The following is a 19807-nucleotide window of genomic DNA, read 5'->3' on the forward strand; positions in this document are numbered from 1 at the left end:
TCTCTGATGTCAAAAGTAGCAACTCGTTTTGCTCCCTCTCCTACTGGAGCTCTTCATATTGGTGGAGTTAGAACTGCCTTGTTTAATTGGTTGTATTCTAAAAATCAAAAAGGTACTTTTCATCTAAGAATTGAAGATACAGACAAAGAAAGATCAAAAGAAGAATACAAAATACAAATAATTAAATCCTTAAATTGGTTAGGTATAAAACATGATGGTAACGAATATATTCAATCAACAAAAATTGATTATCATATAAAAATTGCAAATGAATTGTTAAAAAATGGATACGCTTATAAATGTTATTGTTCACCTGAAGAGATAGAAGAGCAAAAAAAAAGGGCTAGGCAGAAAAAAATTCCTTATATTTATAATAGAAAATGGAGAGATGTAGACGAAAAAGATGCTCCTAAAGAAATTAAACCTGTAATTAGATTTAAAAGTAAAATTGAAGGAAATTCAATTCTTAAAGATTTGGTTCAGGGTGATGTTGCAATTGAAAACAGTACAATAGAAGATTTTGTAATATTAAGAAATGATGGAACTCCAACTTACAATTTATCAGCAACTGTAGATGACCATGAAATGGGGATGACGCATATAATTAGAGGAGATGACCATAAAATTAATACTTTCAAACAAATGCAAATATATGAAGCAATGCAGTGGGATTTGCCAAAGTTTGCTCATATACCCCTTATTCATACTATAGAAGGTAAAAAATTATCCAAGAGAGATAATGCTTCAACATTGGATGACTATTCAAAAATTGGGATTATGCCTGACGCATTAAGAAATTATTTATTGAGATTAGGTTGGTCATTTAAAGACAAAGAAATATTTACTCTTGAAGAGAGTATTAAATACTTCAATATTGAAGGAATAGGAAAATCTCCGTCTAAGCTAGATATGAGTAGGATTTTATCAATGAATGAATATTACATTAAAAATATTAATGAAATGGATTTATTTGATCAACTAACAGAATACTGCAAATTATATAAAAGTGAAATCAATTCAAATAAAAAAGATAAAATTAAAAAATCATTAACTTTCTTAAAAAATAAAGCAAAAACATTGGAAGATATATTTAATAATGGCCAATATATTATTGAAGATGAAGTAAATTTTAATCAAGACGATATTAAAATAATTGATGATAAAGCAAAAAAAGTCATATCTGATTTCAATGCTCAACTTGCTAATGTTGATAAACTAAGCAAAGAAACATTAGAGCCAATTGTAAATGAACTAATCAAATCACATCAGACAAATTTTAGAGGTGTTGGACAACCTCTAAGAATAGCGTTAACGGGTTCAAAATTTGGACCTGGATTATATGATATAATTATTTCTTTAGGAAAAGATGAGGTAACAAAAAGACTAACCAATAAGAAACTTACTTAAAACAGAGGCGGCTTCATTTGAAGATGAGCTTTTAGATCTTATTTTTGATAAAGTATCTTCAAAGTCTTTAATTTGTTTTTTCATTAAATCAGGATTTTTTAAAAAATAAACCACAGAATTATAAATTTCTTTAGCATTACACTCTTTTTGTATTAATTCAGGAATTATTTCTTTATTATTAATAATATTGATGATGTTTGCAAATTTTGTTTTTACTAACATTTTGACAATAAAAAAATTCAAATAATTCATTTTATATATAATTATAGAAGGAACTTTTGCGTTACAAATTTCAAGGGAAATTGTTCCAGATTTTGAAACTGCAAAAATGGATTTTATTAATATTTGATTTTTAATATTTTCATCAGAAATAACCTGAACATTATCTAAATTAATCTCATTAATTCTATTATTAATTAAATTCTTATTTTCATCAGTAGCATGAAAAACAAACATTAAATTAGTAAATTTTTTATTCATTAGATTTATAAAGTCAATCAAAATTGGTAATAGTAAATTTACTTCAGATGTTCTACTACCACAAAAAAGAGAAATAATTTTTTTGTCAGTCGATATACTGTTTGACAAATCAATTCTATTTTTGTTTTCTTGTTCTAATAATGGATGACCAACAAAAGTATTTGGAATATTTTCCTTATCAAAATATTTTTTTTCAAAATCAAATAACAATAAGATGTGATCTAAAAAGTTTTTAAATTTTTTAACTCTACCTTCTCGCCAAATCCATACTTGGGGAGCTACATAATGTACAGTCTTGATCTGGTTATTAATTTTTTTTACTTTTTTGGCAACTCTTAACGTAAAATCAGGACTATCTACACTAAATAAAATATCAGGATTAAATTTTATAATTTCTTCTACAGTTTTGTTTATTTTATTTTTTATTTTAAAAATATTTAATAAAACACTTGTAAAACCAATATAAGTAATTTCTTTAAGATCAAAAATAGATTTTATTCCTAATGAGTTTAAATGTGTGCCACCAACACAAGAATACTTTATATTGAGACCATTTTTTTGAAGTTTGGATATGACTTTTGAGGCAAGCTTGTCTCCGGATGGTTCACCTGTGAGGATAAAAATCTTTTTCATTTAACTGAAATAAACATCTTATTTTTATTGGCAAAGTTAATACATTTGTTTTTATCTAAAAAAACATGTTGTTTATTTTTAACTACAATTCCTTTTAATCCAGCAATTTTACATTGTTTTAAAGTATTTAATCCAACAGTAGGTAGATCAATTCTAAGATCTTGTTTCTTTTTTGGAAGTTTTACTAATACTCCATGATTTCTAAATTTTTTACTTCTACTTCTTTCAAGCATTTTTTTGGTTCCACCTTTTCCTTCAATAGAAATAACCTTTTCATCTCTAACCACAACCCCTTGACTAAAATTATAATCTCTTAAAATATTTAATGTTTTGATTGCTTTTTGAATATCTAATTGGTCTTGCTTATTTGGTTTAATTTTTGAAAAATTACCTCTCCTTAGAGACAGTTCTGGATTAAATATTAGTGAATTTTCAGTTTTAATATTATTTTGTGCCAATATTTTTATAATTTCTTTAAGTATAGCAGCATCACCAAGTTTTGAAGCTTTGATAATTCTGGGTATATAATAAATTCCTTTTAAATCTAATCTTAACCTAGATAAATTTGGTTTTTTTACTTTTCCAGCAAATAAGACTTTTTTACATTTATTTTCTTTAAGTATTTTAATTATTCTACCAAATTGTCCAATAGATACTGAATAAGATTTTTTATCTTTTTTAAATTTCTTTGATTTTGATAAATCAATTATCAAATATTTAATTTTTCTTTTTTTTATTGTTTTTAGAATTTCCTTTGGAAAATCAGTATCACCAAAAATTAATCCTATCATTTTATGAAAATGGGGTACAAATAGATCTTTTTTTGTCTTTTGTTATGAAATCAATTACATTTTTAACTAATGGATTCTCTTGGTGAGAAACTTCTAATTTATTTATATTCTGATTTATATTTTTGGTAGCAAAAATTTCTTTATAGGCTTCACTTAAGCCTAAGATATCTTTATTTTCAAACTTTGCTCTTCTTAAGCCAATTAAGTTTAATCCTTGTAATGAATTTCTATTTCCCGTTGATAAACCATAAGGAATTACATCATGTAATACTCCTGTCATTCCCCCAATCATTGCCATTTTTCCAATCCTAGTGAATTGTTGAACAGCAGAATTCCCACCAATAACGACATTATCCTCAATGATTGCATGACCTCCTAAAGGCACGTTATTGGCAATTATTACATTGTTCCCAACTTGACAGTCATGAGCTATATGTGATGAAATCATAATCAAACAGTTATCTCCAATTACTGTTTTGCCGCCACCACCTACAGTTCCTGGATTTATTGTTACATGTTCCCTGATTTTATTATTATTTCCAATTATTAAATTTGTATTTTCACCATTGTACTTTAAGTCCTGTGGATCATTAATTGATACGAAAGGATAAATTTTATTTTCCTTACCAATTTTTGTATTTGCAGATATATTAACGTGTGACTGTATAATTGTGTTCTCATCAATTTCTACATTGGGTCCAATTACACAATAAGGACCAATCTCAACATTTGATGCTATATTCGCTCTTGAGTTAATTATTGCAGTTTTATGTATCATTTGTTCTCTTTAATAAATTTTTTTAAATCTTTAGCTGGATAACCCATAACTTTAGAATTATCTGGAATATCTTTAATAACTCCTGAACCACCACCTATTTGGACGTTGTTTCCTATTTTCAAATGTCCCGAAATACCAGCTTGTCCACCAATCATAACATTTTTACCAAGAGTAGAGCTTCCAGCAAAACCAACCTGACCAGCAATAATACAATTATCACCAATTTTGTTATTATGAGCTATATGTACTTGATTATCTATGAAAGTATTTTTTCCAATTATAGTATTAGATAAGGATCCTCTATCAATTGTTGAACCACAACCAATCTCACAATTATCTTCGATTATAACAATACCAATATGAGGATAACGTATATTTCCATTCTTGCTTGGAAAAAAACCAAATCCTTTTTTTCCAATTACACAGCCGTCTAATATTGAAACATTATTATTAATTATTGTATTTCTAATAATTGTATTTGACCCTATTGAACAATTATCACCGATCACAACATTGCTTTCAATGATTGTGTTGTGACCGATTGAACAATTTGAACCAATTTTAACATTTTTTCCAATTAATATATTTTGTCCATGATTAACAGTTTTATTATAAGAAGTTTTTTCAATACTCAAGGAATGAGCATCAAAACCATCTATAATTGCATCAGGATAAAATATAGTTGTAATCATTGCAGTTGATACAAGAACATTGTCAACCTCAATTGGTTTGCATGTATCAGGTAATTTATTGGATAAATTTTTCGTTGTAATACAAAAAGCCGCTTTTGTTTTTGAAGCTACCAATTCATATTTTTTAGAATGAAAAAATGTAATATCTTTATTTGATGCATTAACGAGATCTTTAATGTCGTAAATATTTATATCACTATATTTGGGTTCATTTTGAAATTTAATCTGAGTTAAAATCTCTTTTAACTTTATTGGACCTTTATTTTTAAAAAAAGGATTAATCATTAGTCGTTTTCTATCAAAACAACTTTTAAATACTTATCAACAAATATTACTAATTATTTTCTATCAACAATTGTTGCTGACCATTGAGCATCAGCCATCTTTTTTTCACCAACAAAAGCTTCACCCTTATATTTCCAGACACGTCCGTGAGATCTAATAGCTTCAATTTTTAATTCTAATTTACAATCTGGCATCACAGGATTTCTAAATCTTGCTTTTTCAATTCCCATTAAAAAAACTAATTTATTTTCATATGTTTCTTTATCAATGCCATGAGCAGTTAAAGCGGCAGCTGTTTGACCAAATGCTTCAACAATTAAAACACCTGGCATAACTGGTTGGTCTGGAAAATGTCCATCTACAAAAAAACTATCTTTTTTGACAGCAACAACACCGGTTGCAGAGAATAGTTTTTTTATATCCTTAAGTTCATCAATTAAAAGCATTGGCTCTCTATGTGGCAGTAATTTTTTTATATCTTCTTTATTTAATTTTTCCATTAAGTTTATTTTATAGTTTTATTAATTTCTTTTATTATAATATTTGTTATATCGTAATTCTTATCAGCTATAAAAATATTTTTTTTATCAAAAATAATAAAAATTGAATTTTCTTTCATATAATTCTCTATAATTGGATTAAACTTATTTAATAGTTTCATAATTTCTTCATTTCTATTTTTTTTTATCTTCTCTACTTCATTTGATCTAAAATTTTTATAATCATTAAGTTTTTTTTTAAACTCTAATATATTATTATTATATACATCTTCAGAAAGTATATTTTTACTTGCAATTAATTTGTTTTCTTGATTTTTTAAATTTGTTTCTCTATCATTGAATTCTTTAATTTTGTTTTCTTCTATTTTTTTTAATTTTTCTAAAAGAATTTTTCCTGAGTTAGTATTTGTTAAAATAAAATCTAAATCTAAATATACAATTTTTTTTGGATTATCTGCATTCACACTTAAAGTCATTAATATTAAAAAAAAAATAATAAAGTTATTTAATTTAAACATTAAAAAGTAGTACCTAAGTTAAATCTGAATGACTCAGTTTTGTCATCATTTGCTTTTGTAATTGGTTGTGCTATTGAAAAATTCATCGGTCCTATAGGGCTGAACCAATCAAGAGCTAATCCTATTGAGCTTCTTATTTTACTATTATCTAATGATGAATCGTAATCAACACCCCAAATATCAGCAACATCAGTAAAAAACAAAAAATCAACATTTTGAGATTCAGCAAATAATTGAGGAATTGTTGATGAAAAATTTAAAGAATATGCATAATTACCACCAATAAAATCAGTGCCATCTTTTGGCCCGACTTTACCTCTTTCAAATCCTCGCAATCTATTTGAGGGGATTTTAATTCTTTCAGACAACTTAATTTCTTTATTATTAATTGAATTAGCAGTTTCAAAATAAAAAGAAAGGTTTGATATATTTTTATCAAATAAATCAAAATAATATGAATAATTGTAATAATTTTTTAAAGAGTTTGTTTCACTTACAACTGGTAAATCTATTGAATAAAAAGATTTAAAACCTGAGCTTGTTTGAAACTTCTGATTTCTTTTATCATAATCAAAATCTAATTTTACAAAAGAATCCCAATAATTACCTTCTTGTGCTTTTTGTCTAGCAGAGGCAGTTGAATTTGTATCTATTACCTCATAAAAATTAGTATTCCCGACTCCTAAAAAGAAATCATTTCTGTACTCAAAATTTGACCCAATACTAAATCCTATCTTATTTGTTTTGTAACCATTAGTTGTTAAATTATCAATTTCAATTGCCTCTGCAGAGAAACTTACAGATTTATCAGAATTTTTAAAATTAGGATTTTTAACTGTAAATCTTCCTTTAAAACTTTCTTCAGATAATAGAAAGTTTGTATTAAGTCCAATACCACGCCCTAAAAAATTATTTTCTTTTACTCCAAAACCTAAAGTTCCACCATCAGTTCCAAATCCAGCTGATGCTGTTATCTCTCCAGTAGGTTTTTCGTCAACAATGATATTTATTTTTTTTGTTTTTGTATTTTTATCCTCTATTACTTCTTTATTGACTTCTTTAAAAAAATTTAAACTTTTAATAGTATTAATTGATTTATTAATTAAAATTTCATTATATGGATCACCCTCGTCAACTTCAAGTTGATTACGTATCACATTTTCAGAAGTTATATTATTTCCATAAATATTTATTTTATCTATATAAAACTTTTCTGTTTCTCTAACGTTAAAGGTTAGGTTAATTTTATTGTTTACAATGCTTTCATCAACAGTTGCATTCACAAACTGATATTGCTCTAAAGAAGTGACATAATTTATCTCCTCTAATATTTGTTCTATTTTATTAATAGAATAAGCCTCACCTTTAATCTTTTTAAATAATTTTTCAATTTTATTAAAATTATTTACATCAAAATCAAAAGGTAAATTTAATTTTAAATCATCAAAAAAAATTTTTGATTTTGCATCAATATTGAAAATCAATTCAAATTCATTATTATTTACTAGTTTTGCAAATGATGAATTAATTTCAACATTGTAATATCCATTATTTTTATAAAAATTTGTCAACAACCTTGTATCGAAATCAACTAAACCTTCATTTAAATATTTTCTTCCAGTCAAAAATTTCCAAAACCTATACTCAGAACTGGCAATTACACGTCTAAGTTTATTATCTTTAAAAATTTTATTACCAATAAATGAAATTTTTTTAATTCTAGCTTTCTTACCAAGATTAATATCAATTGTTAAATCTACTAAATTAGATTTTTTTTCTTCTACGTAAATATTTACAACTGAGTTATAGTAACCAATATTTTTTAAAATAAAATTTAATCGTTCTTTCTCTTTTTTTAATAAATTCTCATTATAAGAAGATCTAGATTTTATGAATGTATCTTCTCTCAAAATTTCTAAAATTTTGTTAGATTTAATCCCTTCAAAAATAATATTTTCAACAATAGGATTTTCAACAACTTTAATACTTAAAACATTATCGGTTAAAGAAAGACTAACATTTTTAAAAAAATTTGTATTATATAAGTTTTTTAATATTAAATTTAAATCATCTTCCACTAGATCATCTTCTACAGAAACATTGGTAAAAATTTTTATTGTTTCATTTGAAATTCTATCATTACCAACAATTATAATATCTTTAACAACTTCCGCATAAAGTAAACTATTAATAAAAAAAGCATATAAAATTATTATATTTAATAGTTTGTAAAATTTTATTTTCATTATTTAATTGTATATTGAATTTATTTTATATCGAACAAATTTACTCAAATTTACAACCTGTGATACTTTTGATGGTATCATTTTTTTATATTTTTTGAATTCTTGTTTATTAATTATTTTACTCGTCATCTTATAAATATCATTAAATTTTATTTGCTTATCTAAAAATTTATTTACAAATTCATCATTACAAGCAACAAGGATAGTTTCAAATAAAGAATTTTGATTTGGTATTTGTTTTAAAAAATTAATACTCGGAAACTTTTTTTTATCAACTTTTTTAAAATTTAAATTATTTAATTTTGAAAAATTGATATTTTTTGTAAAAATACTTTTATTATTACTGTTGTTTATTGAATTAAATATGGGAATTTCCATTGTAGTATCATGAGCTATAATTTTAGTCATTCCATTAGTAAATTGCAATATAGCGTGTACATATGAATTAGGATGTATTATAATATCAATTTGTTTATATTCTATTTCAAATATTTTTTTTGCTTCTATAACTTCAAAAACTTTATTCATCATGGTGGAGGAATCTGTTGTAATTTTTTTTCCCATATTCCAATTGGGATGTTTCAAAATTTTTTTAAAATTTACATTTTTAATTCTATTATTAGGAATATTAATCAATGAACCCCCTGATGCCGTTAAATAAACTTTTTTAATATTATTATTAAAATTATTATTTAAACCATACCATATTGAAAAGTGTTCAGAATCTACAGGTATGAATTCAGTTTTGTGCTTCTTACACTCTTTTTTTATTAAATTCCAGGCACAGATAATTGACTCTTTATTGGCTATAGCAATTTTTTTTGTAAATTTAATAATTTTATAGGTTGGATCTAAGCCCTCTAAACCAACAATTGAACTCATAACGTAATCAATTTTATTTCTTAAAATTTTATTAAAGTCTGAATAATTTAAATAAATATTTATTTTTTTGTGCTTAATTTTTTTTAATGCAAGATAATAGTATTTTTTGTCATTAACGATTATGTTTTTAACATTAAATTGTTTAGCTTGTTTGAGTATAAGTTTATAATTTTTATTACATGTTAATAAAACTATTTTGTAATTTTTTTTATCTCTTGATATAATTTTTAAAAGTGACTTACCTATTGAACCTGTAGAACCTAGAATTGCAATTTTTTTTTTTTTCATAATTTAAAAATACTTAATTGGTGTTGGAGAAAATAAGCTACTGGAAATGCAAGTAACATCCCATCGATTCTATCCAAAATACCACCATGACCAGGTATTATTTTTCCAGTATCTTTTACATTTGATATTCTTTTAAAATAAGAAATAACTATATCACCTATTTGACTTGCAAATGAAATGAGTATTACAAAAAAAACAAAATTAGAATAAATAATATGATTTTGTTGATTAAGTAACGGAACTACAAATACAAAACAAATTGATAAAAGAAGTCCACCAAGTGACCCTGAAAATGTTTTGTTAGGACTATACTTTGTTAATTTAGGACCTTTAAAAATTTTACCAACAACAAATCCACCTATATCGTTAATTATACAGATAAACATAACAATTAATAAAATCCAATAATCGTAATCTGAAGTTGATCGTAACAATATAATGCAACAAAATGAAATTGTAATGTACAGATAACCCAAAAAATAAAAATGAATTTTCTTTGAAAGAAAATTCCACTCATACAATGAAATAATAAAAACTATTATTAAAGTGGCATAAAAAAAATATGATCCTTCAACAATTACAAAAATACTTAATGGTAGCAATACTAACGAGCTAATAATCCTTTTGGTAATTTCTGAACTCATTATATTTTTCCAAAATTTCTTTTTATTTTTTTAAACTGTTTAATAATTTTTTCAAAATCCTTTTCATTAAAATCTGGCCAAAGTTTTTTAGAAAAAAAAATTTCTGTATAAGAAATTTGCCATAGTAAAAAATTACTTAATCTTTTTGTGTTACCAGTCCTTATTAAAATTTCTGGATCTGGTATATATTTTGTATACAAGAAATTAGAAATATTTTCTTCTGTTATATTGAGTTTTTTTTTGTTTAATTTTTTAATTGCACTAATTATTTCTTGTTTTGAACCATAGTTTAAAGCTAAATTAATCTGTAATTGAGAATTATTTTTTGTAATAAATTCACTTTTTTTTAAAAGATTAATTATTTTTTTTGGAAATTTTTTTTCACCTAAAATTTTAAGTTTGATATTATTTTTTTTTAATTCATCTATTTTATTTTTCAAAAAACTTTCCAATAAATGAAATAAATAGTTAATTTCAGATTTTGGCCTTTTCCAATTTTCTGTTGAAAATGCAAATAAAGTTAAATAATTAATTTTATTTTTAATTGAACCTTTTATTATTTTTTCAACAGTTTTTAGACCTTCGCTGTGACCTCTTTTCCTTGAGTTGTAATTTTTTAAACCCCATCTTCCATTACCATCCATAATAATGGCTACATGATTTAATGGGTTCATATTGTCATTATTTCTTTTTCTTTTGAAGAAACTTTCTCATTAACAGATTTTATATGATCATCAGTTATAGTTTGAATAATTTTTTCTTTTGATTTTTCATCATCTTCACTAATTTCTTTTGATTTTAATAATTTTTTAAGATCTTCATTAGCTTCACGTCTTATATTCCTTATTGATACTTTACATTTTTCACCAATTGACTTTATTAATTTTTTTAATTCAGATCTTCTTTCTTCATTTAACTCTGGTACAGGAAGTCTTATTAACTGACCATCTATTTGTGGATTTAAACCTAGATCTGATTTTTTTATTGCAGCATCTAACAAGGGAACATTATTTACATCCCATACTTGAATATTAATCATTCTGGGTTCAGGGGTTGTTATGCTACCTATTTGATTAATTGGCATTTGTTGACCGTAAACATCAACTTTTACAAGATCCAACATTGCTGCATTAGCCCTGCCAGTTCTGAGAGATGATAGTTCTTTAGAAAAAACATCTATGGCTTTATCCATTTTTAATGCATAAGATTTTTCATCAAACATTTATTCTCCTATTTTTATTCTAAAGAATTCCTTTATTTTTAAATCAGCTACAGATAATTCCTTAACAATATCTTTTACTTTTTTCTTAGGTTCCATTACCCAAGCTTGAGTTAAAAGTGCATTTTCCTCTTTAAATTTGTTCATTTTTCCTAAACTTATTTTTTTAGCTATTTCATCAGGTTTGCCTGAATTCTTTAATTCCTCAGCAACAAGTTCTTGTTCTTTATCAATTACTGTTTGGTCAATTAAATTAGATTCAAGTGCCAAAGGATTTGAAGCTGCTATATGCATAGATAATTGTTTACCAAAAGATTTAACTGTATCTGATTTGTCATTCGTATCAAGAGATACTAATACAGCTAATTTTGCTACATTATCTTTTACAACCGTGTGAAGGTAATGGTTGTTTACTCCACTTTTATTTTCAATAGTTTTTGATTTTCCAATCGTAATTTTTTCACCAATTTTTGCAATTAGCGCTACTAAATTATCATCTACACTCTGGCCATTTTTCATTACAGCTTTTTTCAATTCATCTTGATTAGAGCTGTGATGGTTGTTTAATTCACTTAATTCTTTAACAAAGCTTATAAAGTCATCATTTTTTGCAACAAAGTCAGTTTCACAATTTACTTCTATTACAGAAGTTTTGTTATCATCACCTGATACTACAACAACTCCTTCTTTAGCGTCTCTAGACATTTTTTTTGAGGCTTTTGATATTCCTTTAACTCTTAGAATTTCAATTGCTTTATCTAAATCACCTCCAGATTCTTTGATTGCTAAATTACAATCTTTAAATCCAGCACCTGTTGCTTCTCTTAATTTTTTTACTTTTTTTATATCACTCATTTTAATTTAACTTTCCTTTATCTTCGTTAGAGAATTTTTTTTCTAGTTTTTCTCTATCAATTTCTTGAATAGTTTTGTTTTTATCATCATTATTATCTGATTTTGCTTTTTCTTGCTTAGGCTCAGATGATTGAATTGAACTTTTTGCATTATTAATGGTTTCTTTAATTAAATTGCAATAAAGATCTATTGCTCTTCTTGCATCATCATTACCAGGAATTGGATAATCAATATTATCTGGATTAGAATTACTATCTAGAATAGCAATTATAGGAATACCTAATTTTGATGACTCAGCTATAGCTAATGACTCATAATTAGTATCAATTACAAAAACTAGTTCTGGAACTTTTTTCATTTCTGCAATTCCACCCAATGATCTTTGTAGTTTATCCTTTTTTACACTCATCTTAAGAAGTTCTTTTTTAGTAAAACCTCTATTTTCAGCAGCTAAATCAATTTCTAATTTTTTTAATTTTTTTATTGAATTAGATATTGTTCCCCAATTAGTTAGCATTCCTCCTAACCATCTGTAGTTTACAAAGTACTGATCTGTTTCTTTTGCAACTTCTGCAATAGCTTCTGATGCTTGTTTTTTAGTTGAAACAAATAAAATTTTTCCATTATTTGCTATTGTATTATAGACTTTTTCTAAAGCTACTTTAGTTAATTCAAGTGTTTGGGTTAAGTCTATAATATGAATTGAGTCTCTTTTTCCAAAAATGTATTTCTTCATTTTTGGATTCCATCTCAAAGTTTTGTGTCCAAGATGAACACCTGCTTCTAATAATTGTTGAATTGTAACGTTTGGTATTTTCATATTTATTCCCGGTTAAGCCACCACAGTAATTTCCAATTAAGGACCGGAGGTATAAAACCAACAACTGTGTGCGTGTTAATTTAATTTAATGGTTATTTACAAATATTTGTTAATATTGACAAGTTTTATTTAACTAATTTCTGCTTGAATTTGCTGTTTTCTTAAAAGATTTAAAGATTTTCTATCAAGATTCATTGGTTTATTTAATTGAAAATTTAAAATTTGATCTTTTATTGAAAGATTGAATTTTACTTGGGTCTTGCCGTCTTGATTTAAAAGTTTTGATATCTTTTTAATTTGTTCTATTGTCTTAACATTAAAGGATATTTCATTAATTGGACTATTAAACAAATTTTTTAAAGACGCTATTTTTTGAACATTAATTCTTTTGAAACGGTTTTCATCGTTAGAAATATTCTTAATCAAGGTTAAAATTAATGAGTTACCTTCTTTTAAGATTTCTCTATTTAATTCTAACAAATCAGAAAAAATAAATATTTCAAACACACTATTTAAATCTGTTAACTTTAAAACTGCATATGCATTTCCTTTCGCAGTTTTTCTCTCTTGAACTTTAAGCAATGTTGCGGCTACATTAACACTTTCTGAGTTATCATCTGATATAAATTTTGCATAATCATTAATTTTATAGTCTTCAAATATTTCTGTAAATTGATTTAATGGATGATCAGATATAAAAAATCCAACCGCTTCAAATTCTTTAGATAATCTCTCCTCAAATTTCCAATCTTCTATTTTGGTTAAAATATCCTCCTCTACTTCTTTATTGTCAGAGAATAAATCAATTTGATTTGCTAATTTATTTTCAGCAATATTTTTATTTTTTAAAATTAAATTAGGTATTGAATTAAAAATTGCTTGTCTATTTGAGTTTAAATTATCAAATGCTCCAGCTTTGACTAATCCTTCTAATTGTAATTTATTTATATCTTTTGGATTAACTCTATTTATGAAGTCGTTAATAGATACAAATTTTCCATTTAACTCTCTCTCTTTAACAATATTAGAAATTGCTTCATAACCTACAGCTTTAATTCCGCCTAATGCATAATAAAATTTTCCATCAATAGCTCTAAAATCTGCAAAGCATTCATTTATGTCAGGTCTAATTGTTTCAACATTAAGTCTTTTTAATTCCTCATAAAATTCACTTAATTTATTTTGATTAGAAATATCCATCGTCATTGATGCGGCAATGAATTCTTTTGGAAAATAAGTTTTTAAATATGCAGTTTGATAAGAAATTATTGCATAAGCTGCAGCGTGACTTTTATTAAAACCATATTCTGCAAAAGGTTCTATTTTTAAAAAAATTCCAGCTGCAACATCTTTAGCAATTCCATTTTTAATTGCTCCAGCAATAAAACCTAGTTTTTGTTTCTCGAGCTCTGCTCTCTTCTTTTTGCCCATTGCTCTTCTCAAAAGATCAGCTTGTCCTGCAGTAAATCCAGATAATTTTTGAGCAATCTGCATAACTTGCTCTTGATAAATAATTACTCCATATGTAGGTTTTAAAATATCTTCCAATAATGGATGTAAATAATCTGGTTTTTGCTTTCCATGTTTGCAATCATTGTAAGTTTGTATATTGCTCATGGGGCCTGGTCTATATAATGCCACCAAAGCAATAATATCCTCAATATGATTTGGCTTCATATGAATTAAAGCTTCTCTCATTCCAACACTTTCAATCTGAAACAATCCTACGGTTTTACCTGACGATAAAAGATCAAAGACTTTTTGATCATCATAATCTATTTCTTTTATGTTAAATTTTTTATCTTTTTTTCTAACTAATTTTTGAGTGTTATTTATTACTGTTAGTGTCTTTAGCCCTAAAAAATCAAATTTTATTAAACCAGCATTTTCAGCTGAATACATATCAAATTGTGTTGAGGGTAAGAGTAAATCTGCAGAAGTATCTTTGTATAAAGGTACTACTTCTGTTAATTTTTTATCTGCAATCACAACTCCTGCTGCATGAGTAGCGACATTTCTGTTAAGACCTTCTAATTTCAAAGATAACTCTGTTAATTTTTTTACTCTGGTATCCTCATTAATGAGTTTTTGTAATCTTGGCTCTCCAGCTATACATTGAGTTAAATTTTGCGGTCTAGAAGGATCAAAAGGTATCATTTTTGAAATACTATCAATAAACCCATAGGGTAATCCCATAACTCTACCAACGTCTCTGATCACCATACGTGCTTTAAGTTTACCAAATGTAATTATATGAGCGACACTATCTTTATATTTTTTAGTTAAGTATTCAAAAACAAGGTCTCTTTTATCCTCACAAAAGTCTATATCAAAATCAGGCATCGAAATTCGATCAGGATTTAAAAATCTTTCGAATATTAAATTAAATTTAATTGGATCAACATCAGTAATTGATAAGCACCAAGCTACCAATGATCCAGCACCTGAACCTCTACCAGGACCAACTGGTATATCATTTTCTTTAGCCCATTTTATATAATCAGATACAATTAAAAAGTAACTCGAATATTTCATTTTAATAATTATTGAAAGCTCATGATCTAATCTTTCTTTATAAAAAATAAAATTTTTATCATTTTCAAGATCTATAAATTTAATATTAAATACTTTTAAAAATTTATCTCTCAAACCCTCTAAGGAATATTTAGTCAGAAGATCATCTGCATTTCCATCTTTATCACTACTAATGTTTGGCAATATAGGATTAGAGAATAATGGTCTAAAATTACATCTTAAAGGAAAGTTATAATTATTTTCTAATGCTTCTGGTATATCAGCAAATAACTCGGTCATTTCTGAGTTGGTTTTTAAATAATGTTGATCACTTAATTTTAATCTATTTTTTTCGTTAATATATGTTTTATTACCAATACAAATCAAAGCATCATGTGCTTCATGCATATCCTTAGATAAATAAAAAACTTCATTAGTAGCAATTATTGGTATTTCTAATTCTACAGATTGTTTTAGATTAAATTTTTCAAAACCATTTTCATTTGTGTCATTGTGACGTTGAATTTCTATATAAAACCTATCTCCAAAAACATCTTTTATTTTTGAATAAATTTCATTTATTTCTGTAAATTTTCCTTTATCAAATAGTTTTCCAAATAAACCTAAAACAGTACCTGAAAAAACTGAAACACCATCAGAACTTTTTAATAATTCATCAAAATTTACATGTGGATCACTTAATTCATCATTTTCTAAATATGAATTAGAAGATAATTCAATAATGTTTTTATAACCTGTTTCATTCAAAGCAAATAAAGGTAACAATCCAGTTGTGTCATTTAATTTAAAATTTATTTGAGTGCCTATAATTGGTTGTGTTCCTGATTTAGAAATTTTTTCTGCAAATTCTAAAGCTCCACACAAATTAGAAGTATCACTTATACCTAAAGATTTAATTTTGTTTGATTTACAATATTCTTGTAAGTCATCAATCTTAGCCGCACCTTCACATATAGAATATTGTGTATGGACTTTTAGATGATTAAAATTTTGATTTAATGACTCGGACATTAGATGATTTTATAATACCATCTCTCATCTCCAATAGACAATCTGCTTTATTAGCAAAAAATCTATTGTGAGTTGCAAATATTATTAATCTATCTGATTTTTTTTGATTATATAAAAGTTTAAAAACTTCTTTTGCTGTATTAATATCTAAACTACCTGTTGGTTCATCTGCCAAGATTATTTCTGGATCATTTACTATAGCTCTTGCGATAGCCACTCTTTGAGCCTCTCCTCCTGAAAGTTGAGAAGGAAAGTGATTTGATCTATTGGAAAGGCCAATTTTTTTTAATAATTTTTTAGCTTTGTTGTTTGATAATTCTTTATCATTACCGTTAGCAAGTGATGCTAAATAAATATTTTCCATGGCAGTAAAATCTGGAAGAAGGTTGTTTTGTTGATAAACAATACCAATTTTTTTTGATCTAAAAATATCATTTTGTTCTGTATCATTAAAATTAATTTGATTTTGGTTAAATATAATTTGACCTGATGAAGGTCTGTCTATTAAAGAAATTAAATTTAACAAAGTTGATTTACCTGAGCCAGATGGGCCCATGATTGAATAAATTTTACCTTTTTCAAAATTTTGTGACAATCCTTTTAAAACTTTAATCTTTTTTTCAGTTTCAAAACTTTTTGATATATTTTTTAATTCTAAATACTTACTCATATTTTAAAGATTTAATTGGATCTAACTTAGCTGCTTTAAATGCTGGAAAAATTGAAACTAAAATAGTTATAATTATAGAACAAACTGAGATTAAAATTATTGATGTCGGATTAATTTCAGCAGGCATCTTGCTTAAAAAATATATTTCTTCTGGAAATAAACTTATATTGAAAAATGAACTCAAAAATTGTCTAAAATTTTCAATATAAATAGAAAAAGTTACACCTAAAAAAATTCCAAAAATTGTTGCAGAAGTACCTATTATTACTCCAACTAAGAAAAAAATTTTAATTATTGATTTATTTAATACTCCAATTGATTTTAAGATAGCAATATCCCTTGTTTTGTTTTTAACTAAAATAGTTAATCCTGAAATAATATTAAATGCTGCAACAATTATTATTAGTGACAAAATAATAAACATGACATTCCGTTCAACTTTTAGAGCTGAAAATAATGAACTATTCATATCTGCCCAACTAAAAACAAACTCACCATCAAAAACTTGTTGCACTATTAATTTTTGGGATTCAATATTATTTGGATTTTTTAGATAAATTTCTAAATTTCTTTCATTAGAATCATACCCAAGGAATTCTTCTAAATTTTTTAATTCAATAAAAGCAATATTGTTATCAAATTCTGCTAAACCACTATTAAAAATTGAATTAACTATAAAAGTTTTTTGTTTTGGCATACTGCCAATTATTGTTTGAACAGCAAACGGTGACATTAAAGTCAATTCATCTCCTATTTCAAGATCAAGAGAAAAACTCAGTTCACTTCCAATTGATATGAAATTTTTATCAAATTGATTTAATTCACCTTTAAATTTTTCATTTGTTAATACCTCTAAATTTAAAAGATCATTGTATTTATAGCCACGTAACACTATTCCTTTAGTATTATTGTTTTTAAGAATAATAGCTTCTCCTGAATTACTGAAAATAATATTCTTAGAGATTAACTTTAGTTTATTATTTATTTTATCTTCATCTATTGAATTTGAATAAGGTTTAACAGTAATGTGTGAATTAAATCCTACAATTTTATTAATTAATTCAGTTCTAAAACCATTCATTACCGACATAACAATAATAAGAACAGCGACGCCTAGACTTATTCCAATGAAGGAAAATATTGAAATAACATTTAAAAAGCCATCTTTTTTTCTAGCTTTTAAAAATCTTAAAGTAATTTCTTTTTCTAAATTAGAAATCAAATTGAATTTTTTTGTTTATTTATAATTTCTATAATTTTGCTTAAAGGTAAGTTTTGAGTTTCAACACCTGTTTCTTTGAACTCTAATAAATCACCTTCACTCTTCTTTCCAATGATAATTTGGTAAGGAGCTCCAATTAAATTCATTTTTTTAATTTTTGATGAAAAATTTTCATCAGTGTCATCAATAATAGCGTCAATATTATTTTTTAATAACTCACTATTAATATTATTGGCCTTAACTAGTGCTGAATTATCATTTTTATTTATCATCGGTATCAAAGCAATATCATATGGAGCAACAGACAATGGCCATTTCATGATTTCATTTTTTTCATCATATTTTGCCTCTATTATTGCCCCAACTAACCTTGATACACCAATTCCATAGGAACCCATTTTAACAAAATCTTTTTTTCCACCTGGTAAATCTACTGATGCATTCATAGGTTTTGAATATTTGTCTCCAAAATAAAATATATGACCTACTTCAATACCTTTTGTAATTAATTGATTTTCCTTAGAAACTATTTTTTCAAATTCATCTTTGTTAAACTTTTCATCTGTCACAGCATAAAATTGTTCATATTTTTTTCTCATTTCTTCTAACGAAGATTTTTCTAATTGAGTATCATCACTGTTTAAGTCAAAAATTCTTTTATCAGTAAAAATTTTACTTTCTCCTGTGTCTGCTAGGATAATAAATTCATGAGATAAATTTCCTCCTATTGGACCTGTGTCAGCAGCCATAGGTATTGCAGTTAGATCTAATCTTTTAAAAGTTTTTAAATATGAAAGAAAAAATTTATTATAAGAAAAAAAGGCTTCTTCATCTGATACATCGAATGAATAGGCATCTTTCATATAAAACTCTCTTCCCCTCATTATTCCAAATCTAGGTCTTATTTCATCTCTAAATTTCCATTGTATATGGTACATAAGTTGGGGTAATGATTTATAAGATTTAATTGAAGATCTAAAAATTTCTGTTATTTGCTCTTCATTGGTAGGCCCATACAGCATTTCTCTATTTTGACGATCAGTTATTCTAAGCATCTCCTCACCATAATCATCATATCGACCACTTTCTTTCCATATCTCACTGGATTGAATTGTTGGCATTAATATTTCTTGAGCTCCAATTTTATTTTGCTCTTCTCTAACAATTTGTTCTATTTTTTTCATTACCTTGAAGCCTAAAGGTAACCATGAGTATATTCCTGCTGAAGCTTGCTTGATCATACCAACTCTCAACATTAACTGATGAGATTTAATTTTCGCCTCAGAGGGATTATTTTTTAATATTGGAATAAATGAATTTGATAAAAGCAT

General features: G+C 25.7%; 18 protein-coding genes. 1 reads left to right on the forward strand and 17 read right to left on the reverse strand.

Annotated features, from left to right (window positions below; genetic code table 11):
- Window positions 1-6: 6 nt before the first annotated feature.
- Complete coding sequence (gene gltX, locus ACQY31_RS01080) at window positions 7-1407, forward strand: glutamate--tRNA ligase (protein ID WP_428080181.1); 1401 nt, start codon at window positions 7-9, stop codon at window positions 1405-1407.
- Here gltX and lpxB read toward each other — a convergent pair.
- The 17 genes from lpxB to proS all read right to left on the reverse strand — a co-directional run bounded on the left by lpxB (window position 1384) and on the right by proS (window position 19807).
- On the reverse strand, window positions 1384-2520 hold the full coding sequence (gene lpxB, locus ACQY31_RS01085) for a lipid-A-disaccharide synthase (RefSeq protein WP_428080182.1): 1137 nt from the start codon (window positions 2518-2520) through the stop codon (window positions 1384-1386). The genes gltX and lpxB overlap by 24 nt on opposite strands.
- The gene (locus ACQY31_RS01090) at window positions 2517-3311 is read right to left on the reverse strand and encodes an LpxI family protein (RefSeq protein WP_428080183.1); all 795 of its coding nucleotides are present in this window, start codon (window positions 3309-3311) and stop codon (window positions 2517-2519) included. Before ACQY31_RS01090 ends, lpxB begins: the two co-directional genes overlap by 4 nt.
- Before the next feature lies 1 nt (window position 3312).
- Entirely contained in the window at window positions 3313-4089 is a 777-nt protein-coding gene (gene lpxA / locus ACQY31_RS01095) for an acyl-ACP--UDP-N-acetylglucosamine O-acyltransferase (RefSeq protein WP_428080184.1), read from the reverse strand.
- The gene (lpxD, locus tag ACQY31_RS01100; protein WP_428080185.1) at window positions 4086-5066 is read right to left on the reverse strand and encodes a UDP-3-O-(3-hydroxymyristoyl)glucosamine N-acyltransferase; all 981 of its coding nucleotides are present in this window, start codon (window positions 5064-5066) and stop codon (window positions 4086-4088) included. The genes lpxA and lpxD overlap by 4 nt, the downstream gene beginning before the upstream one ends.
- 53 nt (window positions 5067-5119) lie before the next feature.
- A complete protein-coding gene (gene fabZ, locus ACQY31_RS01105) occupies window positions 5120-5566 on the reverse strand; it encodes a 3-hydroxyacyl-ACP dehydratase FabZ (protein WP_428080186.1) in 447 nt (148 codons plus the stop codon).
- 5 nt (window positions 5567-5571) lie between these two features.
- Entirely contained in the window at window positions 5572-6084 is a 513-nt protein-coding gene (locus ACQY31_RS01110) for an OmpH family outer membrane protein (RefSeq protein WP_428080187.1), read from the reverse strand.
- On the reverse strand, window positions 6084-8330 hold the full coding sequence (gene bamA / locus ACQY31_RS01115) for an outer membrane protein assembly factor BamA (protein ID WP_428080188.1): 2247 nt from the start codon (window positions 8328-8330) through the stop codon (window positions 6084-6086). The genes ACQY31_RS01110 and bamA overlap by 1 nt, the downstream gene beginning before the upstream one ends.
- 3 nt (window positions 8331-8333) lie before the next feature.
- Window positions 8334-9500, reverse strand: coding sequence for a 1-deoxy-D-xylulose-5-phosphate reductoisomerase (locus ACQY31_RS01120; RefSeq protein ID WP_428080189.1), 1167 nt, complete (start codon window positions 9498-9500; stop codon window positions 8334-8336).
- Window positions 9497-10144, reverse strand: coding sequence for a phosphatidate cytidylyltransferase (locus ACQY31_RS01125; protein ID WP_428080190.1), 648 nt, complete (start codon window positions 10142-10144; stop codon window positions 9497-9499). Before ACQY31_RS01125 ends, ACQY31_RS01120 begins: the two co-directional genes overlap by 4 nt.
- The gene (uppS, locus tag ACQY31_RS01130) at window positions 10144-10818 is read right to left on the reverse strand and encodes a polyprenyl diphosphate synthase (protein WP_428080191.1); all 675 of its coding nucleotides are present in this window, start codon (window positions 10816-10818) and stop codon (window positions 10144-10146) included. Before uppS ends, ACQY31_RS01125 begins: the two co-directional genes overlap by 1 nt.
- Window positions 10815-11366 (reverse strand): ribosome recycling factor, encoded by a 552-nt coding sequence (gene frr / locus ACQY31_RS01135; protein ID WP_428080192.1) that lies wholly within the window; start codon window positions 11364-11366, stop codon window positions 10815-10817. The genes uppS and frr overlap by 4 nt, the downstream gene beginning before the upstream one ends.
- Complete coding sequence (tsf, locus tag ACQY31_RS01140) at window positions 11367-12218, reverse strand: translation elongation factor Ts (RefSeq protein WP_428080193.1); 852 nt, start codon at window positions 12216-12218, stop codon at window positions 11367-11369.
- Between the two features lies 1 nt (window position 12219).
- A complete protein-coding gene (gene rpsB, locus ACQY31_RS01145; RefSeq protein WP_428080194.1) occupies window positions 12220-13038 on the reverse strand; it encodes a 30S ribosomal protein S2 in 819 nt (272 codons plus the stop codon).
- A gap of 129 nt (window positions 13039-13167) precedes the next feature.
- On the reverse strand, window positions 13168-16584 hold the full coding sequence (gene dnaE / locus ACQY31_RS01150) for a DNA polymerase III subunit alpha (RefSeq protein WP_428080195.1): 3417 nt from the start codon (window positions 16582-16584) through the stop codon (window positions 13168-13170).
- Complete coding sequence (locus ACQY31_RS01155) at window positions 16556-17254, reverse strand: ABC transporter ATP-binding protein (RefSeq protein WP_428080196.1); 699 nt, start codon at window positions 17252-17254, stop codon at window positions 16556-16558. Before ACQY31_RS01155 ends, dnaE begins: the two co-directional genes overlap by 29 nt.
- Window positions 17247-18476: a lipoprotein-releasing ABC transporter permease subunit gene (locus tag ACQY31_RS01160; protein ID WP_428080197.1), complete on the reverse strand. Its 1230-nt coding sequence runs from the start codon at window positions 18474-18476 to the stop codon at window positions 17247-17249. Before ACQY31_RS01160 ends, ACQY31_RS01155 begins: the two co-directional genes overlap by 8 nt.
- Complete coding sequence (proS, locus tag ACQY31_RS01165) at window positions 18473-19807, reverse strand: proline--tRNA ligase (protein ID WP_428080198.1); 1335 nt, start codon at window positions 19805-19807, stop codon at window positions 18473-18475. Before proS ends, ACQY31_RS01160 begins: the two co-directional genes overlap by 4 nt.

The sequence above is a fragment of the Candidatus Pelagibacter sp. genome (genome assembly GCF_965262185.1).
Taxonomy (GTDB): domain Bacteria; phylum Pseudomonadota; class Alphaproteobacteria; order Pelagibacterales; family Pelagibacteraceae; genus Pelagibacter.